Source organism: Candidatus Methylomirabilota bacterium (assembly GCA_035709005.1).
Classification (GTDB): domain Bacteria; phylum Methylomirabilota; class Methylomirabilia; order Rokubacteriales; family CSP1-6; genus 40CM-4-69-5.
Window position 1 is genome coordinate 58,538 of the sequence record DASTFB010000040.1, and the last position, 25,114, is coordinate 83,651.

24 protein-coding genes are annotated in these 25,114 nt (G+C 68.7%); 16 read left to right on the forward strand and 8 right to left on the reverse strand.

Annotated elements, in window-relative coordinates; genetic code table 11:
- Positions 1 to 90: 90 nt before the first annotated feature.
- From VFR64_05980 to VFR64_06025, 10 genes are all read left to right on the forward strand, one after another.
- Complete coding sequence (locus VFR64_05980; GenBank protein ID HET9489282.1) at positions 91 to 1,143, forward strand: zinc-binding dehydrogenase; 1,053 nt, start codon at positions 91 to 93, stop codon at positions 1,141 to 1,143.
- A 46-nt stretch (positions 1,144 to 1,189) separates the two neighbouring features.
- Positions 1,190 to 2,857: a glycosyl hydrolase family 28 protein gene (locus tag VFR64_05985; GenBank protein ID HET9489283.1), complete on the forward strand. Its 1,668-nt coding sequence runs from the start codon at positions 1,190 to 1,192 to the stop codon at positions 2,855 to 2,857.
- Between the two features lie 101 nt (positions 2,858 to 2,958).
- Positions 2,959 to 3,207 (forward strand): CBS domain-containing protein, encoded by a 249-nt coding sequence (locus VFR64_05990; GenBank protein ID HET9489284.1) that lies wholly within the window; start codon positions 2,959 to 2,961, stop codon positions 3,205 to 3,207.
- Complete coding sequence (locus VFR64_05995; protein ID HET9489285.1) at positions 3,201 to 3,410, forward strand: hypothetical protein; 210 nt, start codon at positions 3,201 to 3,203, stop codon at positions 3,408 to 3,410. The genes VFR64_05990 and VFR64_05995 overlap by 7 nt, the downstream gene beginning before the upstream one ends.
- A 389-nt stretch (positions 3,411 to 3,799) precedes the next feature.
- Positions 3,800 to 4,870 (forward strand): sigma-54 dependent transcriptional regulator, encoded by a 1,071-nt coding sequence (locus VFR64_06000; protein ID HET9489286.1) that lies wholly within the window; start codon positions 3,800 to 3,802, stop codon positions 4,868 to 4,870.
- Positions 4,871 to 5,025: 155 nt separating this feature from the next.
- Positions 5,026 to 5,304 carry a hypothetical protein gene (locus tag VFR64_06005; protein ID HET9489287.1) on the forward strand — a complete coding sequence of 93 codons (279 nt, stop codon included), beginning with the start codon at positions 5,026 to 5,028 and terminating at the stop codon, positions 5,302 to 5,304.
- A 58-nt stretch (positions 5,305 to 5,362) separates the two neighbouring features.
- Positions 5,363 to 5,806 carry a hypothetical protein gene (locus VFR64_06010; GenBank protein ID HET9489288.1) on the forward strand — a complete coding sequence of 148 codons (444 nt, stop codon included), beginning with the start codon at positions 5,363 to 5,365 and terminating at the stop codon, positions 5,804 to 5,806.
- A gap of 67 nt (positions 5,807 to 5,873) precedes the next feature.
- Positions 5,874 to 7,145: a hypothetical protein gene (locus tag VFR64_06015; protein HET9489289.1), complete on the forward strand. Its 1,272-nt coding sequence runs from the start codon at positions 5,874 to 5,876 to the stop codon at positions 7,143 to 7,145.
- A 33-nt stretch (positions 7,146 to 7,178) separates the two neighbouring features.
- A complete protein-coding gene (locus VFR64_06020; GenBank protein ID HET9489290.1) occupies positions 7,179 to 7,811 on the forward strand; it encodes an OmpA family protein in 633 nt (210 codons plus the stop codon).
- Between the two features lie 14 nt (positions 7,812 to 7,825).
- Complete coding sequence (locus VFR64_06025; protein ID HET9489291.1) at positions 7,826 to 8,215, forward strand: hypothetical protein; 390 nt, start codon at positions 7,826 to 7,828, stop codon at positions 8,213 to 8,215.
- Here the strand turns inward: VFR64_06025 and VFR64_06030 are convergent.
- The 3 genes from VFR64_06030 to VFR64_06040 form a co-directional block, all read right to left on the reverse strand.
- A complete protein-coding gene (locus VFR64_06030; protein ID HET9489292.1) occupies positions 8,163 to 9,194 on the reverse strand; it encodes a 2-dehydropantoate 2-reductase in 1,032 nt (343 codons plus the stop codon). The two genes, VFR64_06025 and VFR64_06030, sit on opposite strands and share 53 nt — an antisense overlap.
- Positions 9,195 to 9,873: 679 nt before the next feature.
- Positions 9,874 to 11,244, reverse strand: coding sequence for an FAD/NAD(P)-binding protein (locus VFR64_06035; protein HET9489293.1), 1,371 nt, complete (start codon positions 11,242 to 11,244; stop codon positions 9,874 to 9,876).
- A gap of 150 nt (positions 11,245 to 11,394) precedes the next feature.
- Complete coding sequence (locus tag VFR64_06040; protein ID HET9489294.1) at positions 11,395 to 12,996, reverse strand: hypothetical protein; 1,602 nt, start codon at positions 12,994 to 12,996, stop codon at positions 11,395 to 11,397.
- A gap of 499 nt (positions 12,997 to 13,495) precedes the next feature.
- Between VFR64_06040 and VFR64_06045 the strand changes: the two genes are divergently transcribed.
- Positions 13,496 to 14,674 (forward strand): PAS domain-containing sensor histidine kinase, encoded by a 1,179-nt coding sequence (locus VFR64_06045; protein HET9489295.1) that lies wholly within the window; start codon positions 13,496 to 13,498, stop codon positions 14,672 to 14,674.
- A 167-nt stretch (positions 14,675 to 14,841) separates the two neighbouring features.
- Positions 14,842 to 15,201: a response regulator gene (locus VFR64_06050; protein ID HET9489296.1), complete on the forward strand. Its 360-nt coding sequence runs from the start codon at positions 14,842 to 14,844 to the stop codon at positions 15,199 to 15,201.
- Positions 15,202 to 15,205: 4 nt separating this feature from the next.
- On the opposite strand, the gene VFR64_06055 is transcribed toward VFR64_06050, so the two are convergent.
- Positions 15,206 to 16,147 (reverse strand): hypothetical protein, encoded by a 942-nt coding sequence (locus VFR64_06055; protein HET9489297.1) that lies wholly within the window; start codon positions 16,145 to 16,147, stop codon positions 15,206 to 15,208.
- Between the two features lie 97 nt (positions 16,148 to 16,244).
- Here VFR64_06055 and VFR64_06060 point away from each other — a divergent pair, with 97 nt between their 5' ends.
- On the forward strand, positions 16,245 to 16,541 hold the full coding sequence (locus VFR64_06060; protein ID HET9489298.1) for an ABC transporter substrate binding protein: 297 nt from the start codon (positions 16,245 to 16,247) through the stop codon (positions 16,539 to 16,541).
- Positions 16,542 to 16,609: 68 nt separating this feature from the next.
- Here the strand turns inward: VFR64_06060 and VFR64_06065 are convergent, their stop codons facing one another.
- Together VFR64_06065 and VFR64_06070 are read right to left on the reverse strand one after the other, a co-directional pair.
- Positions 16,610 to 16,834, reverse strand: coding sequence for a hypothetical protein (locus VFR64_06065; protein HET9489299.1), 225 nt, complete (start codon positions 16,832 to 16,834; stop codon positions 16,610 to 16,612).
- 164 nt (positions 16,835 to 16,998) lie between these two features.
- Positions 16,999 to 17,160, reverse strand: coding sequence for a hypothetical protein (locus VFR64_06070; GenBank protein ID HET9489300.1), 162 nt, complete (start codon positions 17,158 to 17,160; stop codon positions 16,999 to 17,001).
- A gap of 197 nt (positions 17,161 to 17,357) precedes the next feature.
- Between VFR64_06070 and VFR64_06075 the strand changes: the two genes are divergently transcribed.
- On the forward strand, positions 17,358 to 20,543 hold the full coding sequence (locus tag VFR64_06075; protein HET9489301.1) for an adenylate/guanylate cyclase domain-containing protein: 3,186 nt from the start codon (positions 17,358 to 17,360) through the stop codon (positions 20,541 to 20,543).
- Between the two features lie 25 nt (positions 20,544 to 20,568).
- A complete protein-coding gene (locus VFR64_06080; GenBank protein HET9489302.1) occupies positions 20,569 to 21,228 on the forward strand; it encodes a redoxin domain-containing protein in 660 nt (219 codons plus the stop codon).
- A gap of 40 nt (positions 21,229 to 21,268) precedes the next feature.
- Here VFR64_06080 and VFR64_06085 read toward each other — a convergent pair whose 3' ends face one another.
- Positions 21,269 to 22,204, reverse strand: coding sequence for an ABC transporter permease (locus VFR64_06085; GenBank protein HET9489303.1), 936 nt, complete (start codon positions 22,202 to 22,204; stop codon positions 21,269 to 21,271).
- A gap of 18 nt (positions 22,205 to 22,222) precedes the next feature.
- On the reverse strand, positions 22,223 to 23,161 hold the full coding sequence (locus tag VFR64_06090) for an ABC transporter permease (protein HET9489304.1): 939 nt from the start codon (positions 23,159 to 23,161) through the stop codon (positions 22,223 to 22,225).
- 209 nt (positions 23,162 to 23,370) lie between these two features.
- Between VFR64_06090 and VFR64_06095 the strand changes: the two genes are divergently transcribed.
- Positions 23,371 to 24,912, forward strand: a complete 1,542-nt coding sequence (locus VFR64_06095) for an ABC transporter substrate-binding protein (protein HET9489305.1) — start codon at positions 23,371 to 23,373, stop codon at positions 24,910 to 24,912.
- Positions 24,913 to 25,114: the final 202 nt, after the last annotated feature.

The window sequence follows — 25,114 nt, forward strand, 5'->3', positions numbered from 1 at the left end:
GTCTGAGAGTGGTGGAACCAGCCGCCGACGAGCCCGGTCCCGCAGGCCACACAAGCGCAGAAGGTGCTGAGTCCACCAACGGAGGTCGTCATGAAGGGCGTCGTGTTTCTCGGGGATCGCAAGCTCGAGCTCAGGGAATTCCCCGATCCGACACCAGGCCCGCGCGACGTGATCCTCGAGATCAAGGCGTCGGGCATGTGCGGCAGCGACCTCCACAACTATCGCGCCCCGGCCCAGCCGGCCGGGGCGGTGACCGGCGGCATCAGGCGAGTGGCCGGCGTGATCGCGGGCCACGAACCCTGCGGGGTCGTCGCCGCGGTGGGGGCCGGCGTCACCGAGAAGGAAGCCCGTGCCGGCCAGCGCGTGATGAACCACCACTATGAAGGCTGCGGCAGCTGCAAGCACTGCCGGGCGGGCTGGACGCAGATGTGCCTCGCGGGAGCGGTGGTCTACGGCTCGGGTGGGCACGGCGCGCACGCCCGATACATGAGGGTGCCGGTGTCGACGCTGGTGCCGCTGCCGGAAGCGCTCTCCTTCGTGACGGGCGCGGCGATCGCCTGTGGAACGGGGACGGCCTGGGGCGCCCTGAAGCGGCTCAACGTGCAGGGCGGTGAGACGATCGCCATCTTCGGCCAGGGGCCGGTAGGCTTGTCGGCGACGCAGCTGGCCATCGTGATGGGCGCGCGCGTCATCGCCGTCGACACCGCGCCCGAGCGGCGCGAGCTCGCCCGCCAGCTGGGCGCGCACGAGATCCTCGACCCGAAGGCGACCGACGTGGTGAAAGCCATCCGCGACCTCACGCACGGCGAGGGCGCGCACAAGACCCTGGACGCCTCCTCGGCGCCGGAGGCTCGCGCCGCCGCGGTGCGCGCGGTGCGGTCGTGGGGGACGGCGTGCTTCGTCGGCGAGCGCGGCCAGGTGACGCTGGACGTCAGTCCGGACCTGCTGCGCCGGCAGGTGACGCTGGTGGGCTCCTGGACCTTCTCCAGGCAAGGCCAGGCCGACTGCGCCGAGTTCGTCGCCGACCGGAATGTGGACGTGGAAAAGCTCTTCACTCACCGCTGGAAGCTCGAGCAGGCCGAGGAAGCCTACAAGGTCTTCGATACCCAGACTACCGGCAAGGCGGTCATCCTGCCGTCCTGAGTCAGGCCGGTCCACGAGGCATCGGGCTTGCACCTGAGCCCCGGACGTGAGCCTCTCGCGCCGGGCCTTCGTGCGGACAGCCGGGCTTTTCGGCATTCCCTGGCTCGCCTCGTGGTCGCTTCCCGGGGCGAGTGAGCCCGCCCGGCTGAGCGTTCGCGATTACGGCGCGCGAGGCGACGGCAAGACCAGGGACACCGCGGCCATTCAGGTGGCGATCGATGCCGCCCCCCCCGGCGGCATCGTGGACTTCCCGCCCGGAGACTACCTGTCGGGCACGCTGCGCCTGCGGAGCCGTCTGGTGCTGCGACTCGCAGCCGGAGCGACGTTGATCGCCAGCGCGGACGACGTCGACTTCGATCCGTACGAGAAGCTCGAGTACGAGCCGTTCGCGGACCGCGAGACCAGCGACTTCGCGTTCGCCCTGCTCCAGGGACGCGGTCTGCAGCACGTCGGCATCGTGGGGCCGGGCCGGATCGACGGCAACCGCCGCTCGCGGGGCGGCCCGAAGCCGATCGCCCTGAAGCAGTGTCGTCACATCGCCATCCACGACCTGACCCTGGAGAACGCCCCCAACTACAACATCAGCCTCCTGGGCTGTGATCACGTCGATATCCGGGGTGTCATCATCCGGAACGGCTACTCCGACGGCATCGACCCCGACTGTTGCCGCCACGTGCGCATCGCCGGATGCCGGGTGGAATCCCGGGACGACGCGATCGTGCTCAAGGCCAGCCTGGCCCTCGGCGTCCGCCGCTCCACGGAAGACGTCCTCGTGACCGACTGCGACCTCGTCGACATCCGCAACGGTCTGAAGGTCGGCACCGAGTCCAGCGGCGACTTCCGGAACATCGTGTTCCGCGACTGCACGCTGTCGGCGCGCCGGGAGCTCTGGGATCCCCCGCCCTTCGACATCAGACCGTATCCCAGCGCGGGGGTGTCCATCCAGAACGTGGACGGCGGCCGGCTCGAGCGGGTCGCAGTCTCGGGCATCACCATGCGCGGTGTCCGGGCCCCGATCTTCGTGCGGCTCGGCGAGCGGGGCTGGGGCCAGGCCGTCCCCAGGGCCGGCGAGCTGACAAAGGTCACGATCTCCCATCTCGTGGCCACCGGCGCCGAGTGGACCTCGTCCATCATGGGCGTCCCCGGTGGCGACGTGTCGGACATCACGCTGAGCGACATCTCGATCACCGGCGAGGGCGGCGGAGACGCCGACCTGGTGTCACGCCCGGTGCCCCAGCGGAAGCGCGAGTATCCCGATGCCGCGCGATTCCGCAATCTCCCGGCTTACGGGCTCTACTGCCGGCACGTCAGGGGCCTGCGCGTCGAGCGGACCGCGCTCCTCGTGGATTTCCCCGATCCCCGTCCGGGCCTGGTCCTCGAAGACGTCGGCCAGGCCAGCATCGCGGATCTCGTGGTCACGGCGCCTGCGGGAGGCGCGGCCGTCGCCTGGCTGCGGTCCGCGCAGGACTGCCTGCTGAGCGGGATACGGTCCCCGGACGCCGAAACGCTCGCCCGGCTCAGCGGGCCGGCGACGGCCCGGGTGCGCGTCGTCGCCGGCGCCGGCCTCACCCAGGTGATCCTTCTCGATCCTGAGGTCGACCCGGCCGCGTTGCGCACCGAGGGAAGCGTGATGTCCAGGACCGCCATGCCTCCGGAGGACGGGCTGCGCGCGGCGGCGGCCAAGCCGGGCCCAACTCTGCTCCAGGCCGACTGATTCCCCTTGGCCGTCCGGGCGGTGGACGGCGCCTGTGTATGCTACACATCCAGGCTGGACGTCTCGGGGACATGGCGCCCGTCAGGGCAGGGGAGGCACGAATGGAGAAGCACATCGAAGAGCGTGCGGTTCGAGACCTCATGACGCGCGCGCCGAAGACGGTCGGTCCACGCACCGGGCTGCTGGCGTTGAAGGCGCTCTTCGAGACGCACGACTTCAACGCCTCGCCCGTGGTCGATGACAACGGCGCGCTACTCAGTCTGGTGACGAAGCTCGATTTCCTGAAGATGTTCAGTCCCGATCGCCGGCGCTGGATCCCCGATCTCAGATCCATCCGCCTCGCATGCTGACCCTGCTGATCGCCAAACTCATGGAGGTGCTCAAGGCTGTCTTGCCGCTCATCGCGGTGGTGTGCATGCTCCAGGTCGTTCTGGTCGGCGCGCCCGCCGCGCTCTTCGTCCAGTTCCTGGCCGGATCGGCGCTGGCGATCCTCGGCATGCTTCTGCTCTTCATCGTATTCGCTCATGCTCGTGCTGGTGCCCCTGGCGCATGACGCCGGGAGTGTGACCACCGGAGTCCTGAGCGCGTTGGTCCTGCTGGCCCTGGCGCTCGGCCTCAGCTGACGATCACCCGGCCGGAACAGGTCGACACCATCCTGCGAGAGATCGTCCGGGCGGCCGAGCTGAACGATACGGGCCGGGGCATCGCGTTCGTCCTCCCCGTCGGCAGAGTTGTCGGCGTGGCCCATCTCATGTCGCAGACTCCGTAGCCGCCTCGCTCTGAGACGCTTCTGGGAAAAAGTTTTCCCCAGCCACGAATACGTTTGTAGTTCTTCCACGCATCGGTCGGTGCTGCATCGCGCTTTTTTTTTGGGCCGGCGCGGGACCGACAACATAATGACCGCCGGTCGCGGTGCTATTCGCAGTGCGCCGGGAAGTGACAATGACCCTTGGACTCGATTCGTATCAGGCGCTCACGAACAGTGACGCTATGCGCAGGCTGAACGGAATCGTCGACCGTGTGGCGGCATCCGATGTCACCGTCCTGATCTGCGGCGAAAGCGGCGCGGGAAAGGAAATCGTGGCCCGGGCCGTCCACGGCCGCTCACGGCGGCGCGACGGGCCCTTCGTCAAGGTGAACTGCGCGGCCCTGCCCCTGGAGCTGCTCGAAAGCGAGCTGTTCGGCTACGAGCGGGGCGCGTTCACCGGGGCCGTCCACGAGAAGCCGGGCAAGTTCGAGCTGGCCGAGGCGGGGACGATCTTCCTGGACGAGATCGGCGAGATGCCGGTCGCCCTGCAGGCCAAGCTGCTCCAGGTACTGCAGGACCGCGAGTTCTGCCGGCTGGGCAGCCGCCATGACATTCGGGTGGACGTGCGGGTCGTGGCGGCCTCGAACCGCGATCTGGCGCGGGAGGTGAAGCGCGGGGCCTTTCGCGAGGACCTCTTCTATCGTCTCAACGTCGTCAGCGTCCGTGTTCCGCCGCTGCGGGAGCGACGCGAGGAAATTCCCGTGCTGGTCGAACATTTCCTGGAACGTTACAGCCAGGAGCACGGCTGCTCGCCGCCGCGTGTCTCCGAGAGCACGCTGCAGCGCCTGATGCAGTACGACTGGCCCGGGAACGTCCGCGAGCTGGAGAACATCGTCAAGCGGATCGTGATACTGGGGAGTGAGGCGGTCGTCGACGAGTTGCAGGAGGTCGAGAGGCCCGGATCCCTCGATGCTCCGCTGTCCACCGCGACGGGGCCCGGAGCCGTGCCGGCGGACGGCCTCTGGCCCGAGCTCGGCTCCGACACGCTCGGCCTCAAGGACGTCGTCCGCAAAGCGGCCGAGGAGACCGAGCGCCGCATGCTGAAGAGCGTCCTGGAGCAGGTCTGCTGGCGGCGCGTCGAGGCCGCCCAGGTTCTGCGCATCAGCTACAAGACCCTCCTCGAGAAGATCAAGTACTACGAGCTCGATCGACGAGCGGCGGAGACAGCGCAGGTGCCTCCGCGCGTTTCGTCGGACGCCCGTTAGGAAACGCGGGCTCCGCCTCTCATTTTGTGTAGGCAGCGTGTGTTCGTGATCGCCGCACCGCGTGCAAGTCGCCGTCGCCGCGATGATCGTCGCCTGGCACACATCGTGCCTGTGACGAGACCGCTCGGCAGCGGGTCGAGAGCACAGGAGGGCCGATGCGACGGTGGGCTTTCGTGGTGCTTTTGCTCCTGGCGGCCGAGGTCGGAGATGAGGAGGCCGGTCTCAGCAAAGGACCAACCGATCCCTCCGACATCGGAACTCGGTGCGCCGTGATGGCGGGCCGGACCGATCGCGCGTATCTGAACTGCGCCGAGCACGATCGGCGGGCCCGGAGGACGGGGGACCCCTCGGCCTCCGAGGGCCCGGTGCCGCGCTTCCGCGACACGATCACCGATGGCCAGCCGGGCCGGCTGTATCGGGCGCCTGGCCGGTGACGGCGGCTGGCGCCGATGAGCGCCAGCGTGCGGTGAACCTTCACGTGAGGAGGTTACGATGAAGTACTTCGTCCTGGTTCTCGTCGCGGTGGGGCTGGCCGTGGCGCCAGCCCTGGCCATCGCTCAGGACACTTCGACCACCACCCCGGCGAACGCGGTCGTCAGCGAGCCGAACGGCCCCGTGGATGCCGTCGTCAAGGCCCCCAGCAAGTTCCCGCGCAAGGTCCCTAGCAAAGTTCCCACCAGCCGCGGAGCCACGGACTTCGCGACGTCCAAAGCCGATGCCGACGCCAAGGCCCACGCCGCCTCGAAGCTCTCCAACAAGAGCTTCAACGAGGCCAAGCAGACCCAGGACGTCAAGGCGACGGGTGGGTCGGTGAAGTCGTCCATTTTCAACAAGAACTCCGTCAAGATCGGCGACATCAACAACACCAATTACAACGAAAACAAGCAGAACGTGACGATTGGCGTGCCCACGATTGCGGTTCCAGTTCGGAAGTAGGCGGGGATCTGCCGGCCGGCTCTGGTATCGGCCAGAGCCGGCCAGCCCGTCTTTTCATATGATGACGATGCGAGCGATCCTGACCCTGCTGGTGAGCACGGTGACCGTGCTGGCGGCCGGCTATGCATGGGCCCAGGCCCCCGCCGCCGGCCCGCCCCCGGGTGGCAATGCCAATAGCCTCTCGACGGGAAACGTCAACAACACCAACACCAACAGCAACTCGCAGTTCTACTCCGGCGGCAACACGGGCGTCAACAACGGAACCCTCGAGATCTACTCCGGCGCCGATCCCTACCAGGGCATCATCATCGAGGGCTCGCCCAGTCTTCCCCAGCTGCCCGGGTTCGTTCCGCCGGCGAGCAACTTCAGCCAGCCGTACAGGCCCGACACGTTCGTGAACGGGCCGGTGTTCCTGCCGAAGGAGATGAGCTTGGCCGAGGCCAAGACGTGCCGGGACTCGGACGTCCGCTGGTACGGCACCTCGCGAGGCGACTCGACGTCGATCAAGCTCTTCTACACGTCGCAAAAGGAGTCGCCGGGGATCCCATTGACGATGGGCAATTATGTCGGCACGGCCGTGGCCAGCTCCTCGGACGGCCCCTTCATCACTGCCCTGTGCGAGGCGGCCTACAAGGCGATGAAGCAGGGAGCCACCGTGGCCATCGTGGACTTCATCGTCCGGCCCAAGAACACGATGCTGGGCATCGGCTTTGGAACGTCGGGCGGGGCGACGGGCTTGCCGGCGGCGGGGACCCACCCGTACGCCATTGCCGGGGCCCTGGGATTCGGGACGGGCTGGTCGAACCAGAAAGTGGAGGGCGAGGTGGTGCTCCAGCTCACGGCGCTGCGGCCGGCGACGGCGAGCGCCAGAGTCGGGGCCTCCATCGCCCGGTCGGCGTCCCCGGTCCAGCGTGCCGCGGCGCCGGCGGCTTCACCCGCCACGGCGGCGGAGGAGTCGGCGGCAGAGACTATTGCCTTTCATCCCGCCACGAAGCTGGCCCGGCTCAAACGGGGCGACCACAAGAACCGGGTCCTCGAGCTCTTCGCCACCGCGTACGCCAGGCGCCAAGGCTCCGTGGTGAAGATCGACGGCCTGCGGCTACGGGCGCCGCAGCGCTCCCAGGGAGGGAGCTCCATCGAGATCGGCGAAGTCCTCGTCGATGGCCGGGAGGCCGGGGGCGTGCGGTACTGGTTCCTCTTCGACAACGAGCGGCTCCTGGCCTGGGGCGCGCCACACGAATGGATGGCCGTGGCCAAGCGCTACCAGCTCGACCCTGCGCTGGTCGAGCACCCCGAGGAGCAGCTCTCACAGCAGGCGCGACTCGACGAGGGTTCCTAGGCGCCGGCCAGGAGGAGGATGATGAGAGGGAGCGTGGCGAGCCTGGTGATCCTGGTGCTGCTCGGGCTGTCGGCGAGCGGCTGTGCATCGCGATCGTGGACCCTGGCGCTCTTCGAAAAGCAGGAGGCCGAGATCGACGAGCGCTTCGTGGACGTCGACCGGCGTTTCACGTCGCTGGAGACGTCGGTCGAGCGGACCGCGGCGGTGGCCAGACGGGCGCGGGATCTGGCCGACATCGCGCTCACGCGGACCGGTGCCTTCGACGCCTTCGACAACGGCGTGCGCCGCCCGACGATTGCCCGCGTCGCCTGGGAGCCGCGCAAGGCCCGGACGCTGCTCGGTGTCGTGCACGTGCGGTTCGGCGTGAACCGCGCCGATCTCGACGACGCGGGCGAGAAGGCCTTGCTGGCCGTGCTCAAGGAACTGCGGGAGAACCCGTTTCTGACCGTCGACCTGGAGGGGACGACCGATCCCACCGGCTCGCGCGACTACAACATGAAGCTCAGCTTGCGGCGTGTGGAAGCAGTTCGCCGGTTCCTGCTCGCCAAGGGCGTGGGCTATCCGCGCGTCCTGCTGCTGTCGGCGGCCGGCGAGCTGCGTGACGACAAGACCCCTCCCGAACAGAAGCGACGCGTGACGGTCAAGCTCATGCAGTCCCCGGAGTGAGGACGGGATCAGCCGTGGCCGCCGGCGTCGTCGGACCAGGAGCGCAGCGTCCGGGCGCCGGCGTGGGGCCGGCCCCGGTGGAGGTGGACGCGGCTGACGTGTGGACGACGGCCGAGGCCGCGCTGGCCAGGCTCAACCGCCTCGGTGAGGCCCTGGGGGAAGCGTGTTCCGCGCTCCAGCGGGGCACCGAGCGGAGCGCCGAGGCCTCCGAGGGCTGGTCGACGTGCCTGGCGTTCATCGGCCGAGTCCTTCACAAGGAAGGCGACGACGTCAGGTCCTCGGCGCTCTCCCTCCTGGACGAGCATTCACGGAAGATCGTCCGGGTCCTGCTGAAGGAAATGGATGGGCTGCCTATCGGGGCAGCATGCCGATCAGCGGATCCAGGTGCCGGGGATCAGGCTTGAAGCCGACCCCGAGGCCGCGCACGATCTCGACGATGGCGTCGTTGAAGGGGGTCTTCACGCCCAGACGCCGGCCGCGCTCGCAGACGGCGCCGTTGAGAAAGTCGATTTCCGTCCGGCGGCCCCGCATGACGTCCTGCAGGAGGGAGGGGCGGCCGCCGCCTCGCTTGCGCGCGACGTCGGCGATGTCGGCGAGCAGCTCGGGCAAGCCGCGGCCCTCGTAGGCATCGACGAAGCGCTGAGCGAGAAGGCCGTAGATCGGCTCCACCTCGTGGCCGGCGGCTCGTCCCACCATGATGCATTCGGCGCCGAGATGTACCCCCACGGCCGAGACCTTGGGGTCGAGCCGGACCTCGGCCGAGCCCAGGCCGGTGAGGCCGGCCAGCGGATTGGCCATGCAGTTGATGGCGAGCTTGGACCAGCGCTCGCCGAAGAGGTTGGTGGTGACCTGAGTCTCCGCCACGGCGCCCATCAACGACGCGAGCTCCCGGGCGCGGTCGGTGACGCGGCCGTCGTGCTCCCCGATCTTGAACCCAACCGTGCCGGTGTCGGTCCGCATCGCGTGGCCGGGCTCGTACATCCCGGCGCCGATCGTGATGACGCAGCCCAGCGTGCGGTGCTTGCCGGCCACCGCCGCGACGCGCTCGTCGTTCAGGCCGTTCTGGAAGTCGACCACCACGCCCTCGGGGGTGAGGTAGGGCAGGGCCATCGCCGTCGCCCACTCCGTGTCGTACGACTTGACGGAGATGAAGACCGCATCAAAGGGGCGCGTGACCGACTGCAGCTCGTGGATGTGCAGCGCCCGGACCGGGACCAGATGTTCACCGCACGTGCCGCTCAGGCGAAGGCCGATCCGCTTCATGGCCTCGACGTGCTCCGGCCACTGATCGACGAGGGTGACGTCGCGCCCCGCTCGTGTGAGCATCCCCCCCACCACACACCCGATGGCCCCCGCGCCGATGATGCCGATTCGCTGGATCATGTCGTCCTCGCCTCCGTATGATCTGAAGCGCTTCCGAGCATAGCACTGTGCCGGGGCTGGAGAGGGTGGCCGCGGCCTTCGTCGTTGACCGGGGCGATCGAAGGTTAGAGCTGGGAACGACCGCCACAGCGGGGCGGCGGAGCCCCAGCGCGGGGTGGCGACCTCGCTGCAAGCCCTCGGAATCTCTGCCGGGAGCTCTGGCATTGCCGATGCATTTCACGAGGCCAGAGCCCGACGAGGGCCGGGGAGGGGCTTTATGAGACGGCTGGTAGCCACCCAACACACCGTGCGTTGCCCACTCGAGGATGTGACCGCCAGCGTGACGGTGCGTACCGATCCCGACGCCTGTCCATCGCGCCGGCATCGCGACGTGACGGCCTGCTCGTTACGGCCCTCGACCCCCTTGGTCCCGCCTCCGCGGATCGGCCATTTCGCCGACATGGCGCCCCCCCTGTCGTACGTCGGTGAGGCCGATTCGACGCCACGCCACGCGCTGGGGGTGGCCTGCTCGAGGCGCTGCCTCTGGGTATTGAACGCGGCCGAACCCGGAGCCGCCGAGCCTGTCCGCTGCACGTCCGGGGTCAGTGACGCGCTGGAGCTCACCCGACGGACCCACAGCCCGGCCATCACCCGGGTATTGTGGTTCTACGGCGCCTGAGCCGGGACGCGCGGCCGCAGCTCAGTGGCGAGCGGCGAGGAGCGCCGCGGCTAGCCGCGCGGCCTGAAGGCGGATCTCGGGAACCGCCAGCACTTCCCAGAATACGCCCCGCATCGTCGACCCGAGCGTGTACAGGACGTCGGACGCGGAGCCGTTCTCCCCGATGATCGCGCCGTCGCCGCGGGCGTCGATACCGAGCTGCGCGGGGCCCGGACGGATCAGCCCCCGCCGCAGCAGATTGCGCACCAGAGGCTCGTCGATGCGGCGGTAGTCGAGTTCCGGCCCCATGCAATTGATGACCAGCGCGGCCGCGGCGACCTCGGGCGAGGTGCGTCCCCGGCGGACGTAATGCACCTCCATGGCCGTTGGCGTGGGCACGAGGTCCCTGATTCTTCCGGCCAGGATGGCGAGCTGCCCGGAGGCGCGCATCCCGTCGATCGTCGCCTCGCTCGCCGGGGGAATCCTGCTGCGGATGATCTCCCAGTACCGGAAGAGATGACGAACAAACCGGTGCTTCTCCTCTTCGGCGAGATTGAACCAGAGGGTCTGGGTATCAGGACGTAACGAGTCGATGACCGCCCGCAGGTCGACGCCGGTCGCGTCCGCCCGCTCGAAGTGCTTTCTGACGGTCCTGAAGATGTCCAGGAGCCTCTTCGAGTCCTTGATGTCCGCGAAGAAGGGCGGATACGGTTCGAAGCCGCGGTGGGCCAGGGGCAAGAGCCCGCGCCTGGACAGCGCGATGATCCGTCCCTGGTGGGCCCGTCGATGGAGTGCCGTGGCGAGATCGACGGTGGTCTGACCCGTGCCGACCATGAACACCGTGTCCCGGCGTGAGAGGGAGTCCAGCACGCCGGCGGTCCAGGGGTTGCGAACGTACCGGTCACTGTCGAGGGCCGACCGGCTCTGGACGGGCGGATGAGGGGGTGGGAAGTTTCCCAGCGCCAGCACCACTCGGTCCACGACGAAGGACGTCTGGTCCGCGACCTGGATCGTAGCGCGGCCGCCATTGATCGCGATGTCCGTCACCTCGCCCTGGATGTGCTCGAGCGTCACTCCGCCTGCTCGGGCCCGTAACGCCTCGCCCATCAGAGCCAGGACGTACTCCCGGTACAGCGTCCGGGGCAGAAAGTCCAAGAGACCCACAGGAGCCCCGCGGTCCCGGCTCCACTTCACGAAGTGCTCGGGTTCGTCCGCCAGGGCCCCCATCCGACCGGCCGGGACGTTGAGGAGCAAGGAATCCGCGTCGTTGGAATAGGCCGGGCCCATGCACCGTTCGTCGCCTCGATCGAGCATCCAGATGCTGATGGCTGCAGTAGGCGCGGCGAGGCGGAGCAGGTTCAGGGCCAGCAGCCTTCCCGACAACCCGGCCCCGACGATGGCGATTCGGCTCATGACTTGTCGGGCGCATGATGAACCCGATCCGTCTTCGTGTCGACCTTACAGCGAGCAGTGGGCAAGGCGTGGAACTCCCTGATGGCGGAGCTCCGGGGGGCGGACGGGATTCGCCCCCCGCCCGCCCCCCGGCCCTGATCGTCCCGCACGTTACTTTGCGAGGTAGGCTCGGGCCTCCTTGAGCTCGGGGCGCCCGGTGTCGGCATTCTTCGCCAGCACGAGCAGCCGCTCGTAATAGGTCCGTGCCTTGTGCCCGTTGCCGGCTTGCTGCGCGGCACGGGCAGCCCCGGCCAGACTGTGGAACCGGTTCGGATCCGTCCGCTGAGACGCCTCGAATTCTGTCAGCGCCTCGGCGGGCCGGTTCAGCTCGAGCAGCAGCTCGGCGAGCATCTCGCGGGCCGGCTGGATGGCGCCCGGGGTGACCGGGTGTTTCTCGGTGGCGCCCTCGCGATCGGCCGCCGTGCGCAGGAGCTTCACCGCCTCGTCATCGCGCTTCTCGGCCCGGGCGATCCAGCCGACGAGGGCCAGCCGCTGGATCTCCGATTGCTCGGCCCAGTACGCGTTCTTCGCCTCGGCCAGCCGATCGCGCAAGGCCTCCAGGCGGGCGAGCTCCTTCCTGGCTCCAGCGACATCCCCGCCGCGCGCCGCGCCCAGGCCACGGGCGAATACCAGGATCGACTCGGCTTGCGGGAATTTCTGCCACGACAGGCTCCGGGGATGCAGCGTGAGCTCGGCGGCTTCCGCCCACTGCCGCCGCTCCAGCGTGTAGCGGGCGGGAATGGCGGTGAAGGCGAACGCCGCCGCGAAGTGCTCGGTATCGATCTTCTCGATGCGCCGGACCTCGTCGTACACCGCCCGGGCTTCCCGGTCCTTGGCCAGCTGCAGCGCCGCATAGACGATGTAGTCCATGGCATGGAGCGCGTTGTAGGAACCCGCTTCCAGCCGGGCCCTGCGTAGCTCGTCCTTGGCCGCGGCGACCGAGGCCCGATTGGTGTCGATCGACTCCTGCCAGTAGCCGAGCCGGGTGAAGATGTGGGACGGCATGTGCTGGGCGTGGGGCGCCGAGGGGGCGATGGTGGCGTAACGTCGCGCGGCGTCCAGGCCTTTCTCGGCGATGGGCGGGAAGTCGTGGCTGTGGATCAGGTAATGGGCGATGCCCGGATGATTGGGCTGCTCTTTGAAGATCGGGCCGAGGATGGCCGCCGCCTTGAGCTGATTGGCGTAGGTCTTGTCGCTGGGGTCGAGCGTGACGTTGAGGGCGAGCGCATAGAAGATGGCGGCCTCGCGGTCCTGGGGATAGCGCGCGGCCAGAGCTTCCATGGCTTTCTCGTAGGCCCGCGCGCGGGTGCGATGGTCGACCTTGTCGTGGTCCTTGTAGAAGACCTCGATGGCCGCGATGTAGTCGAGCTCGCGCTGGCTCTTGGCGCCCATCCGCTTGGCGCGATCCACGGCGATAGCCCCCAGCTCGACGTTCTTCGCCGGCGGAGCGCCGGCCAGCGGATTGCCGAGCCAGGCCACCGCCGCGCCCCAGCCGGCGACGCCGCAGGTGGGATCGGCCGCCGCCGCGGCCTCGAACCCCTTGATGGCGTGCTGGAACCAGAAGGAGTGTAGCAGCGCCACCGCCCTGGTGAACTCGGCTTGGGCCGCCGGGCTACACGAGGTCGGGAAGTTCACGGTGCCCAGCTTCTCCGTGGCCGCGCCCGACAGCGCAAGGAGCAGCACCAGCGCCATTGCTATCGCTGACACACGCATCGTCGTCCTCCTTCCCCACTCGCGTGGGGGACTGAACCGGTCCTGCCCATAGGCACACGCCGTGCCGGGGCTCTGGTACGGCACGGTGCGGACTTACCGCAGGGGCCACTGAACGCGGGCGGGCACAGTGCCCGATGCCGGGCAAAGTGCCGGGGCGCACCGGGAACGGCCTCGAGCATCTGCTGCCGCCGCGTGTCCGCGAAGAGAGGATCCGCCGTGAAGCCCACGATCTCGCCCCTTCGGGGCCCGCCGCAGGGTACGCTCGACGGCCATAGCCAGCGCGACCAGAATCGCCCCGGAGCCGATCAGCACGGCCCACGGGGGACGACGTGTGTCGCAGCGTGACCAGCGAGAGGGCGAGCAGCACGATGCCCGTGTCCACGAACGTATGCCGTGATTGCCACGCCCGCCCGAGAATCACCAGGGGCAAGAGGGAAAAAATATTCCTACCGGCTGCCAGTTCGCGCGGCAGGCACCCCGGTACGGTACGATACTCCCCGTGAGCCGAGAGGAACTCTCTGGCGGCGTGTTTCCGACCATCGGCGACGCCCGCAGCCATCTGGCCGCGATCGTCGCCTCCGCCGACGATGCCATCGTCAGCAAGAGCCTCGACGGCGTGATCCTGTCGTGGAACCGTGGCGCCGAGCGGATGTTCGGCTGGACGGCGGCGGAGGCCATCGGTCGCCACATCACATTGATCATTCCCGAGGAGCGACACGCCGAAGAAGCGGACATCCTGGCGCGGATCCGGCAGGGCGAGGGCATCGATCACTTCGAGACCGTGCGGGTGACCAAGGACCGCCGCCGTCTCAGCATCTCGCTCAGTGTGTCGCCGATCAAGGACGCGACCGGGCGCGTCGTGGGCGCGTCCAAGATCGCGCGCGACATGACGGAGCGCCGCCGCCTCGAGGACGAACGCGACCGCTTGCTGATCGAGGCCGAAGCATCCAACCGCGCCAAGGACCATCTGCTGGCCACCGTCTCGCACGAGCTACGCACGCCGCTCAACTCAATCCTGGGGTACGCGCGCCTGCTCGAAAACGGGAGCCTGGACGAGGCCGCCCGGCGTCACGCCCTGAGCGTCATCACTCGCAGCGCAACGACCCAGGTCCAGCTCATCGACGACCTGCTGGATCTGTCCCGGCTCGTCACCGGGCGCATGCAGCTGACCTTCGAGAAGTGCGAGTTACCGTCCCTGATCGATGGGGCCCTTGACATCGTCCGGCCGGCCGCCGACGCCAAAGGCATCGCGCTGGTCACGCACTTCGCGCCCGACGTCGGCCCCATCTTGTGCGCGCCGGAGCGGATGCGGCAGATCATCTGGAACCTCGCGATCAATGCCATCAAGTTCACGCCGATCGGGGGGCGTATCGACGTGACGCTGAGGCGGTCCGACATGTACGCCGAGATCGTGGTGACAGACAACGGCGTCGGTATCAGCCCCGAGGCGCTGCCGCATGTCTTCGAGCTCTTCCGTCAGGAAGACGCCTCCAGTACCCGGGCCCACGGCGGTCTGGGCCTCGGACTGGCGCTGGTCAGGTCCATGGCCGAGCTCCATGGCGGGCAGGTGAAGGCCGAGAGCGCCGGGAAGGGCAAGGGAGCAACCTTCACGGTCGCGCTTCCATTAGCCACCATCCGCGGCCCCGATTCCGATTCCCGCGAGAGGTCCCGAGTATGATTCCGTTGGTCCGCTCCGAAGCTTTCCCGCAGCCCCCCGCGGGCGGCCGCCGGCTCCGCGGAGGAGTGGCCGATCGTCCCGGGCGGGACGACCCCCGGCCCGGCGGCCACGACGCCTCCTCGACGCCTCGACCGTCCTGGCCACCACGCAGCCTCGCCGGACTCGCCGTGCTGATCGTCGACGACGACAGCGGCAGTCTCGACTATTTCGGGACGGCGCTGCGAGCGGCGGGGGCGGTGGTTCTGACGGCGTCGACGGCGCCGGAGGCCCTCCGGCTCGTGCAGGACCGGCGCCCGGATGTGGTCCTCAGCGACATCGCCATGCCCGGCAGGGACGGCTACTGGCTGGTCAGCGAGATCCGACGGCTTTCCAGCCCCATCGGTGAGGTGCCGGTCGTGGCGACCACGGCGTACGGGCGCCTGCATCCACGGGAACGAGCGCTGGCGGCCGGGTTCGTCGACCACCTGCCGAAACCGGTGGAGCCCGATGTGCTCTGCATGGCCATCGCGCGCGCCGCGGGGCGCTGAGCCCTCAGACCTCCGGCGGCCAGTAGACGAAGCCGCACCCGGTCTGGGTGCAGTGCGCCGGCACGTAATCGGCGATTCTCGCCGGCCGGTTCATCGCGGCCGCCACGCTGATCCACGCCCGGACCTCGCCCGTGCCCGAACGCACGCTGTCGGAGTCGAATGTGAAGAGATGCTCGAGGGCCGCGAGGTCGTTGCGCTCCAGACGCTCGAGAATCCAGCGATCGAGAGGCTGATCGATCCAGCCGGCGTTGTACATGCCCGGGTAGTGCGACAGGCCGCCGGAGGCGTAGATGGCGATGCGTTCCGGACGGTCGCGGAGGACATCGGCGATCGCCACCCCGAGCTCGGCACACCGCGCGGCGCTGGGCAGCGGCGGATAGTACTCGTTGATGAACACGCAGACCAGGGGGAGGGTGAGCCCGGGATCGATCTCGGGCACGAGATTGGAGACCATGTGGGACACGCCGCGCGCAGGATTACCGCGCGGCTCGAATCGGCCGATGTTGGCGACATCGAAGCCTCGCTTCACCAGCCCCCGCAGCAGATGACGGGCCAGCTGGGCGTGCTGCGGGAAAACCAGCTTCGTCCGTTCCTCGGGCCGGACGCCCAGGGGGTCGCGGGCGCTCCGGCCCCAGAGCGGCTCGTCTCCCGTGTAGATCGAGAAGATGGGGTTGTTCACCTCATCGAACATGTCGCCCTGGTCGTCGCCGATCATGATCAGCGCGTCCGGGCGGAAGGCCTGCAGCTGCTCGCGGAGGACGGCGAAGGCCGCCTCGATGCGCCGAATGTGGCTCTCGATGATGCTGGGCGTGGCGATCTCGGTCCGGGCGCTTTTGGGAAGCTGCTCCCGGGCTTCCGCGGGAATCCGCTCCACGACCCGCGGCCAGTACGCAGCCTTCTGGAACATCATCGGCGCGTGCGACGATGCCAATCCGAGTCCCACCATGACCCGCCTCCTCGCGCCCGGCCAGCCCTCCCGCGAGCGCGTGTTGAGGAGATTCTAGCTCGTCTCGGGGTGGCCGGCACCTCTCCACGGGTGCCTGTTGATCTTCCGGCTATCCACGCTCGAGGCTGCGCTGAGGCAGGCGATTCCGGCGATGTTCCGGACCTCGTTCTTCGTGGAGCAGGGTGGGCTGATCAGCTATGCGCCCAACCAGCAGGCATTGGGCCGCCAGGCGGCGCGCCTGGTGGACAAGATCCTCGAGGGGATCAACCCGGCCACGCTGCCGGTGGAGCAGGCAACCACGTTCGACCTGGTGATCAACCTCAAGACTGCCAAGGCGCTGGGACTGACCATCCCCCAGTCCCTGTTGCTGCGGGCCGACCACCTAATCGAGTAACCGAGGGCTTGGTGATCGAATGACGGTCGTCATCTGGCCGCTCCGGAGCCGTCCGCGCCCGGTTCGCGTCACGAGGCCTTGCGTCCGCTGAAGGCCCGGCACGACCACACGTGGTCGACGATGGCATCCGTCAGGTCGGATCCACACGTGGGACAGCGGAAGCGATATTCGGTCTCGACCCGCTCGATGAACAGGTCGCGCGAGCCGTAGCGACGCGCGCATCGCCCGCAGAAGGCGATGGCGTGCTCGCGGCACGAAAGCAGCAGGCCCGGAAGCTCAGGCTCGTTGTTCATGAGAGCCGCCCTGTGCTCTCTCGTGTAACGCGGCGCGGTCCCCGAAGGCAATCCGGGAAAAACTTTTCCGAGTTTTGCCGGCCAGCGCCGCGGCCGATAGGTTCCAGGCCATGTATCGGCGGTGGCGCCGGCGCCACCGGGACACAGGATGGCTCTCCGGCGTGTTACGCGCCGGTTTCGGTCGACGGCTCGTCGCCCTCTTCTTCGGGGGGTCGCCGCGTCGCTTCGTAGCACTCCATGTGCAGCAGCTGGCCGGCCTGATACGACAGGCGATCGCCCGGCAGGCGCAAGGCTCGGCACACGGGACAGCGACCGTCGTCGGCCATTCAGAGCTCCAATCTACGAAAACGTAGCGGCGGAGGAAGAGCAAGGTGCGGGCCACGGCGGGGCCGGGCTTCCGGGCGCAGGGTTACGCGCCATCGACCGTCAACCTGGCGTCGTCGTGACGTCCGCGCGGTGGGGTCGGGACGCTGCCTGTGGTCTGACCACACTCCCGACCCCGTATCGGTAGAATTGTGGGGATATGTCGACCTGTCCCGGCTGCGGCGCGGAAAGCCCGGCGGGGTACGCGTTCTGTCCGCGGTGCGGGCGTCAGCTGCCCGCCCCCTGCCCGGCCTGTGGATTCCTCTGCGCACCCGACTTCGCGTTCTGTCCCCGTTGCGGAAGCTCACGGGCGCCCACGACGCCGGAGGCAGTGCCGCCGGCCACTGTCGGGCCCAAGCCGGCGCCGGCCCCGGCCGGCCGTGAGGCCGACCGCCGTCAGGTGACCGTCCTCTTCGCCGACCTCTCCGGCTTCACCGCGCTGTCCGAGCGGCTCGATCCTGAAGACGTCCGAGCGTTCCAGAACGCCCTGTTCCAGGCGCTCGCCCGGACGATCACCCGCTATGACGGTTTCGTGGAGAAGTTCGTGGGTGACGCCGTGCTGGCGGTCTTCGGCGCGCCCGTGGCGCATGAGGACGATCCGGCCAGGGCCTGCAGCGCCGCGCTCGACATGCTCGAGGGCAGCGCGGCGCTCAACCAGGCCTGGGCGGGGCGCCTCGGCCAGGCGGTCACCCTGCACGTGGGAATCCACACCGGCCCGGTGGTCGCCGGGGAGCTCGGCGGCGCCGCCGGCGCCACGTATGCCGTCACCGGCGACACCGTGAACACGACGGCGCGCCTGCTGGCAGCCGCGGCGCCCGGCACGATCCTGGTATCAGCGGCCACCCACGCCCTCGTGCGGCACCGTTTCGCCTTCGAGCCGGCGAGCGAGATCACCCTCCGGGGCAAGACCGAGCCGATCGTCGTCCATCGTCTGCTCGGCGCGCTGGCCCAGCCGGGATCGGCGCGGGGCCTCGCCGCGCTCGGCCTGGCGGCGCCGCTCGTGGGCCGGACGGACGAGCTCGATCAGTTGCTGGCCGCGTTCGACCGGATGCGGCGGGGCCGAGCCCAGGTGGTCAGCCTTGTCGGCGAAGCCGGTACCGGGAAGTCGCGGCTCATCGCCGAACTGCTGGCGCGACTGGATGCCGACGGGCGGCTGGCCGGGGTGGCCGTGCGCCGCGCGGCGTGCTCGTCCCTCGGTGAGCCGACCTACGGCGTCTTCGGGGCCCTCTTCCGCGAGAGCCGTCAGGAGGACCGGGGCGCCCTGCTGGATGAGGCGGCCGCCTTCGCGCCGGTGCTGAGCTATGTCCTCGGCCTGGAGGGTGAGAGCCGCCCCGACGTCGAGCCCGAGCAGCTCCAGCGCCAGATCGGGCTGGCCGCGCGCGCCCTCGTCGAGCGGCGCCTGGACAGGGAGCCGTTGTTCATCGTCGTCGAGGATCTCCACTGGGCGGATACCGCCTCGGCGGATCTGCTGCGCCAGGTGGTCGATCAACTGGCGGAGCGGCCCTTGATGCTGCTGCTCTCGCATCGGCCCGACACCCGGCCGCCGCTCGCGGCCCGGGCGGCCCAGCTGGTCATCCGGCTGGCCCCGCTCTCCCGGGACGAGACGCGCGCCCTGGTGGCCGGCCTGTTCGGCGGCGCCCTCGATGGTCTGGAGCCGCTGCAAGAGTTCATCACCGCCCGGGCCGGTGGCAATCCGCTCTTCGTCGAAGAGATCGTCCGCAGCCTGGTGGGAAAGGGTGTGCTCGTGCAACGGGGTGACCGCTGGATGTGCACGGCGGCATGCGAGACGGTGGACGTTCCGCCCACGCTCCACGGGCTGGTGCTTTCCCGTGTCGATCGCTTGCCGGCCGATGCGCGGCGGCTGCTCCAGGAGGCGGCAGTGGTGGGGCCGGTGTTCGACACGACGCTCCTCCGCAGCGTGGCGACCGCGGGCGCGACATTCGAGACGGCGCTCGCTCGGCTCGTGGCGGACGGTCTCCTCCAGGCGGTCGGCTCTGGCGCCGACGGGCGCCAGTATCGGTTCACGCACGGGCTGGTCCACGAGGTGGTCTACCAGAATCTTCTGCTGTCGCGCCGGACGGAGATCCACGAGCGGGCCGCACGTGCCCTCGAGCACGCCGTCGGGCCGCGTCCCGACCGGTTGAGCGACCTGGAAGCCCTCGGCCACCACTGGAGCCTCAGCCCGGACAAGCTCCGCGGGGCGCGCTACCTCGTGGCCGCAGGCGATTGGGCGCGTTCGGTCTACGCCAACGACGACGCGATCCGCCACTACGAGCGGGCCCTGCAGACCCTCGCCGAGTGCACGGGCTGCGACGCGGATGTCCGGGCCGCGCAGGAGCGGCTTGCCGACCTGCTGGGGCTGACCGGGCGGCGGGGCGAGGCGCTCGCGCTCTACGAGGCGGTGCGAACGGGGATCGACACGGCAACCGACCGTGGGGCGGCCGCCCGCCTGCAGCGGAAGCTCGGGGGACTCCATTGGGACGGCGGCGACCGGGAGCGTGCCGCGGTGTGCTTTACCGCCGGTCTCGAGCTGCTCGGCCAGGACGGCGACGCGATCGAGCGGGCACATCTCTTACAGGAAATGGGGCGGCTGGCCTTTCGCGCCGGCGACAACGCCGGCGCCATCGCGTGGGCCGAGCAGGCGTTGGCCGAGGCGACGCATGAGGAGGAGGCCGCCACCGCGCCCGAGCGGGCGCGGGAGGCGGCGGCAATGCGCGCGCAGGCCTACAACACGCTCGGCGTGGCGCTGGCGCGCACCGGCCGCCTGGCCGAGGCGGTCGCGCAGATCGAATGCAGCATCGAGCTGGCCGAGGCGCGCGAATTGCTGCAGACAGCCTGTCGTGGGTATACAAATCTAGGGGTGCTCTACAGCTCCCTCGACCCGCGCCGCAGCATCGAGACGTGCCTGCGCGGACTCGAGACCGCCAAGAAGGTGGGCGATCTCGGATTCCAGTCGCGCCTGTACGCGAATCTGGCGGTGGCGTACTGCGCGCTGACGGATCGGTGCGAGGCCGAGGGCGTCGAGGCCGCGCAGGCCTCCATCGATCTCGACCGGCGCCTGGGCCTGCTCGATCATCTGGCGGTGCCCCTCATCGTGCTCGGGCAGATCCACCAGTGCCACGGTGAACACCGGCAAGCCTTCGCCATGTACGAGGAGGCCCTGGCGCTGGCCGAGCAGGTCGGAGAGCCGCAGCTCCTCTTCCCCTGCTACGATGGCCTCGCGACGCTGTATCTCGACGCCGGGAACCAGGCCATGGCTGAGACCTACCTGGCCAAGGCCCAAGAAATCTGCGCGCGGGCGGGGCTCGAGCCCGACGGGCTGATGGTGCTTCCATTCCTCTATTGAAGAACCGCACACGGAGGAGCTCGACATGACGTCTGTCGAATCGCGCCGGCCGGTGGCCCCGGGCGAGCCGGCCCCCGACTTCACCCTTCCGGCGGTGGACCGAGAGGAGACGGTGTCCCTGAACGACTACCGGGGCCGGAGCCCTCTCTTGCTGGCTCTGTTTATCGGGTTGTGGTGTCCCTTCTGTCGCCGCTCGATCGCCCAGATGGGCCCGCTCGAAGGCAAGCTCAAGGCACTGGGTGTGGAGACGCTCGGCGTCGTGGCTACAACCCCGGAGAACGCGCGGCTCTACTTCAAGTTCCGCCCGACCCGGCTGCGGCTGGCCGCCGACGTGGCGCTCAGCACGCACCGCGCGTACGGGGTGCCGAAGCCGGCCGCGACCCCGGAGCTCCTGAAGGCGATGGAGACGACACGGATCAACCCCACCGGCGAGTTCGCCGAGCCCCTGCCTATTCCGCAAGCCGCCATGGCCGCCGCGAAGCTCGACGGCTACACCGAGAACGAGACCGACCGGGCCGACCTGGAGCGGCAGTGGCCCCAGCTCAAGGGCCAGTTCCTGATCGACCGGGACGGCATCGTGCGCTGGGCCAACATCGAGTGCGCCGCCGAAGGCCTGGCCGGCGTCGGGAAGTTCCCGTCCGAGGCGGAGATTCTCACCGCGGTGCGGGCTCTGCCGGGCCGCTGAGCCGCTCGCGGGGTTCGACGCCGCGCTTGATCCGGCCGGCCTACTCGGCGAGGCGCTTCATCCGGGGGTCGAGGACGTCGCGCAGCCAGTCTCCCAGGAGGTTCACACCGAGGACCGTGAGCATGAGCACGACGCCCGGGAAGAAGGCGATCCACCAGGCGGTGTCGAGGAAGGCGCGGCCGTCGGACAGCATCCCGCCCCAGGTGGGCGTCGGGGGTGGCACGCCCACGCCGAGGAAGGAGAGCGAGGCCTCGATGATGATCATCCGGCCCAGGTAGAGGGTGGCGACGACGATGGCGGAGGAGAGCACGTTGGGGAGCAGATAGACCACCAGGATCCGTAGCGTGCGGCACCCCATGGCCCGGGCCCCCGTGATGAACTCGTGCTCCTTGAGGGCGAGCACCTCCCCCCGCACCACTCGGGTGTAGACGATCCACGTCCTGAGCGCGATGGCGACGACGATGTTCTGCAGGCTGGCCCCGAGGATCGCGATGAGGGACATGGCGAGCAGGATGAAGGGGATGGCCAGGGCGGTGTCCACGACCCGGCTGATGACCGCGTCCAGCTTGCCGCCGAAGAAGCCCGCCATGAGCCCGAGCGTCACGCCGATGAGACCGCTCACCAGGACGGTGGCGATGCCCACGACGAGCGAGATGCGCGACCCCCAGATGATGCGGCTCAGGATGTCGCGCCCCTGCTGGTCCGTACCCAGCCAGTAGGTCCGGCCCTGGGCATCCACGTGACCCGGGGGCTTCAGGTAGCGGTCCAGGTTCTGGTCCAGCGGATCGAGCGGGGCAAAGAGACCGGGCGTGGCGGCCCAGATGACCACCGTCATCACGCAGAACAGGCCGAAGAGCGCGGGCGGCCGGCGCACGAGCTTGCGCCAGGCCCGCTCCAGGCCCGACGGGCCCTCCCGCGCCAGCCCGTCGAACCCATCAAACGTGCGCTCGGCGACGATCGTTCTCTCGATGGCCATGCGTCCTGTCTCTGCCTCCTACCGATAGGAAATCCTGGGATCCAGCCACGCGTACACGAGGTCGACCGTCAAGTTCACCCCAACGAACATGATCGCGAGCAGGGTCACCGCCGCCTGGACCACCGGGTAGTCCTGGTTGATGATGGCGTCCACCGTCAGGAAGCCCACCCCCGGCCAGGCGAAAACGACTTCGGTCACCACCGTCCCGCTCAGGAGGAGCCCCAGCTCCAGCCCCACCAGCGTCACCACGGGGATGGCGGCGTTTTTCAGGGCGTGCCGGACGATGACGGAGGCCTCGCCGAGCCCCTTGGCGCGGGCCGTGCGCACGAAGTCCAGCCCCATCACCTCGAGCAGCGTCGAGCGCATCATCCGCATAAGACGGGCCGTCGCGTACAGGCCAGCCGTGAGCGCCGGCAGGATGACGTGCTCCGGCCCCTCGTAGCCCGAGGTCGGCAGCCATCTGAGATACACGGAAAAGACGATGATGAGCATGAGGCCCATCCAGAAGTTCGGCAGCGACTGGCCGAACATCGAGATGACCGAGCTCACGTGGTCGATCCAGGTGTTGCGGAAGACGGCCGAGAGGATCCCCGCCGGAATGGCGATGGCCAGGGCGATGATCATCGAGATCAGGGCGAGGTACACCGTGGCGGGAATGTGCTCGACGACGAGGCCCATGGCGGGCACCTCGTGACGGTAGGAGAACCCGAAATCACCCCGGACCACCCCCCGATTCCTCTCCCCGTGACCGAACAGGAAGTAACCGTACTGGACGTGGAGCGGCCGGTCGAAGCCCATGTCCTTGCGGAAGCGCTCCAGGTCCTCCTGGGTGGCGTCGACCGGCATGAGAACGCCCGCCGGGTCCCCCGTCAGGTGGAGCATGAGGAAGACAATGAGGAGGACCCCGTTGATGACGATCAAGCCCTGGAGCAAACTCCGGGTGACGTACGTGCGCATGCGCCGACCCCCGAAGATTCGGCGGAGCCTAGAGGGGAACCTCCGCCAGAACGTGGAACTCGCGGGTATGCTCGCCGCTTTTGCTCTGGCCGTCAAGCCCGCGGCTCCTCTTTTCTCCGTCATTGACCTCCGCGGTATGTCGTGATACCTGTCCTGCACCGCTTGGTCCCTCTCGCAGATCACCCAGCCCCTTGAGGGAGGAGACACACATGCATAAATGGCTCATCACCTTGACGGCCCTGGCCATCGTGGCGTTGGCGGTGCCGGTGGCGGCCGCCCCGAAAGGCCAGGTCACGATCGCGCTCACGGGCGAGCCCCTCACGATGGACCCGCACATCCAGTCCGAGTTCATCGGGACCATGATCTGGCCCTGGGCCTGCGACAACCTCATCCAGTCGAAGGGGGAGGAGGGCGGGTTCAAGCCCTGGCTCGCCGAGAAGTTCGAGCGCGTCGACGCCAAGACGTGGAAGTTCAGCCTCCGCAAAGACGCCAAGTTCTTCGACGGCACCCCCGTCACGGCCGAGGCGGTGAAGTTCTCGCTCGAGCGCATCCTCGATCCGAAGACCAAGAGCCGCCTGGTCGTCTACTTCAAGAGCATCGACCGGGTCGAGACCCCGGATACGCACACCGCGATCCTGCACCTGAAGTCGCCCGACAACGGCATCCTGAATCTGCTTCAGCGCTGGGGGCACATCGTCAACCCGAAGGTCAAGAACATGGACTCGGCCACTGCCTCGCGCGAGCCTCAATGCTCGGGCCCCTATCTGCTCAAGGAGTGGACCAAGGGCCAGCGGATGGTCTTCGAGGCGAACCCCGGCTGGTGGGGCAATACCATGTACCCCGACCGGCCGAAGGACCTCATCCTGCGTAGCGTCCGAGAGAGCACGACCCGCGTGAAAGCCCTCATCGCCGACGAGATGGATGTCATCACCGGGGTGGCCCCCCAGTTTGTCCCGGAGATCCGGGCCAACCCGAAGACGGAGGTGGTCACGGTCCCCAGCGTGCGCATCATGTACATGGGCTTCTTCACCGGGCACGGCGGGCCGTTCGCCGACGTGCGGGTGCGGCAGGCCGTGAACCACGCCGTCAACTCCGAGGGTATCGTCAAGACCTTCCTGGGTGGCTTTGCCGACCGCTGGCAGCAGATGCTCCACCCCTGGATGTACTCCGGCTACGATCCGAAGATGACCTGGTACGGGTACGACCTCGCCAAGGCCCGGCAGCTCATGAAGGAGGCGGGTTACGCGGACGGCTTCAAGGCCCAGTTCTTCGCGACCTCGGGGAGGTACCCGGCGGACAAGGAGATCTGCGAGGCCCTCTCCGGCATGCTGAAGGAGATCAAGATCGACGCCGGGTGCAACGCGATGGTCTTCCCGCTCTACCGCCGGACCTTCACGGCCTTCCAGCAGGGAACGCGCAAGGAGCCGGCCCTGTACATGCAGGCCTTCGGCAACGGGGCGGGGTACACCCCGGTCTCCTTCCGCGGCTTCAGCGCCTGCGGCGGCGCCTGGAGCCCCCACTGCTTCAAGGAGTTCGACGAGATGCTGGACAAGGCGGTCGGTACCGCAGATCCCGCCGAGCAGCAGTCGGCCTACGAGAGGGTGAACCACTGGATGCGGGACAACGCCACTCACGTGCCGATTCTCAAGATCCACGAGGTGTGGGGCCTGAACAAGAACGTGCAGTTCAAGGCCAACCACAACGAGAACCTCCCGGCCTGGGAGATCGTGGTGAAGAAGCCGGCCAGCTGACCGCCGGCTCGTGCCGGCTCACGCGGAGTGAGGAATGACGGCGTCCCGGATCCTGGTCATCGGTCCGGTGCCGGCCACGCGCGAGGTCGATCAACTCGTCGCCGCGCTGAGTGAGGGGCTCCGCGACCTGGGCCACGTGCCCGGCCGGAGCCTCGAGCTCGTGTGGCGCCTCCCTCCTGGCCCGGGCCGACCGCCGCCTCGA

Coding starts and splice junctions, on each gene's coding strand:
- VFR64_05980 (HET9489282.1), top strand. CDS start 91: ATGAAGGGCGTCGTGTTTCTCGGGGATCGCAAGCTCGAGCTCAGGGAA.
- VFR64_05990 (HET9489284.1), top strand. CDS start 2,959: ATGGAGAAGCACATCGAAGAGCGTGCGGTTCGAGACCTCATGACGCGC.
- VFR64_05995 (HET9489285.1), top strand. CDS start 3,201: ATGCTGACCCTGCTGATCGCCAAACTCATGGAGGTGCTCAAGGCTGTC.
- VFR64_06000 (HET9489286.1), top strand. CDS start 3,800: ATGACCCTTGGACTCGATTCGTATCAGGCGCTCACGAACAGTGACGCT.
- VFR64_06005 (HET9489287.1), top strand. CDS start 5,026: ATGCGACGGTGGGCTTTCGTGGTGCTTTTGCTCCTGGCGGCCGAGGTC.
- VFR64_06010 (HET9489288.1), top strand. CDS start 5,363: ATGAAGTACTTCGTCCTGGTTCTCGTCGCGGTGGGGCTGGCCGTGGCG.
- VFR64_06015 (HET9489289.1), top strand. CDS start 5,874: ATGCGAGCGATCCTGACCCTGCTGGTGAGCACGGTGACCGTGCTGGCG.
- VFR64_06030 (HET9489292.1), bottom strand. CDS start 9,194: ATGATCCAGCGAATCGGCATCATCGGCGCGGGGGCCATCGGGTGTGTG.
- VFR64_06035 (HET9489293.1), bottom strand. CDS start 11,244: ATGAGCCGAATCGCCATCGTCGGGGCCGGGTTGTCGGGAAGGCTGCTG.
- VFR64_06040 (HET9489294.1), bottom strand. CDS start 12,996: ATGCGTGTGTCAGCGATAGCAATGGCGCTGGTGCTGCTCCTTGCGCTG.
- VFR64_06055 (HET9489297.1), bottom strand. CDS start 16,147: ATGGTGGGACTCGGATTGGCATCGTCGCACGCGCCGATGATGTTCCAG.
- VFR64_06065 (HET9489299.1), bottom strand. CDS start 16,834: ATGAACAACGAGCCTGAGCTTCCGGGCCTGCTGCTTTCGTGCCGCGAG.
- VFR64_06070 (HET9489300.1), bottom strand. CDS start 17,160: ATGGCCGACGACGGTCGCTGTCCCGTGTGCCGAGCCTTGCGCCTGCCG.
- VFR64_06075 (HET9489301.1), top strand. CDS start 17,358: ATGTCGACCTGTCCCGGCTGCGGCGCGGAAAGCCCGGCGGGGTACGCG.
- VFR64_06080 (HET9489302.1), top strand. CDS start 20,569: ATGACGTCTGTCGAATCGCGCCGGCCGGTGGCCCCGGGCGAGCCGGCC.
- VFR64_06085 (HET9489303.1), bottom strand. CDS start 22,204: ATGGCCATCGAGAGAACGATCGTCGCCGAGCGCACGTTTGATGGGTTC.
- VFR64_06090 (HET9489304.1), bottom strand. CDS start 23,161: ATGCGCACGTACGTCACCCGGAGTTTGCTCCAGGGCTTGATCGTCATC.
- VFR64_06095 (HET9489305.1), top strand. CDS start 23,371: ATGCATAAATGGCTCATCACCTTGACGGCCCTGGCCATCGTGGCGTTG.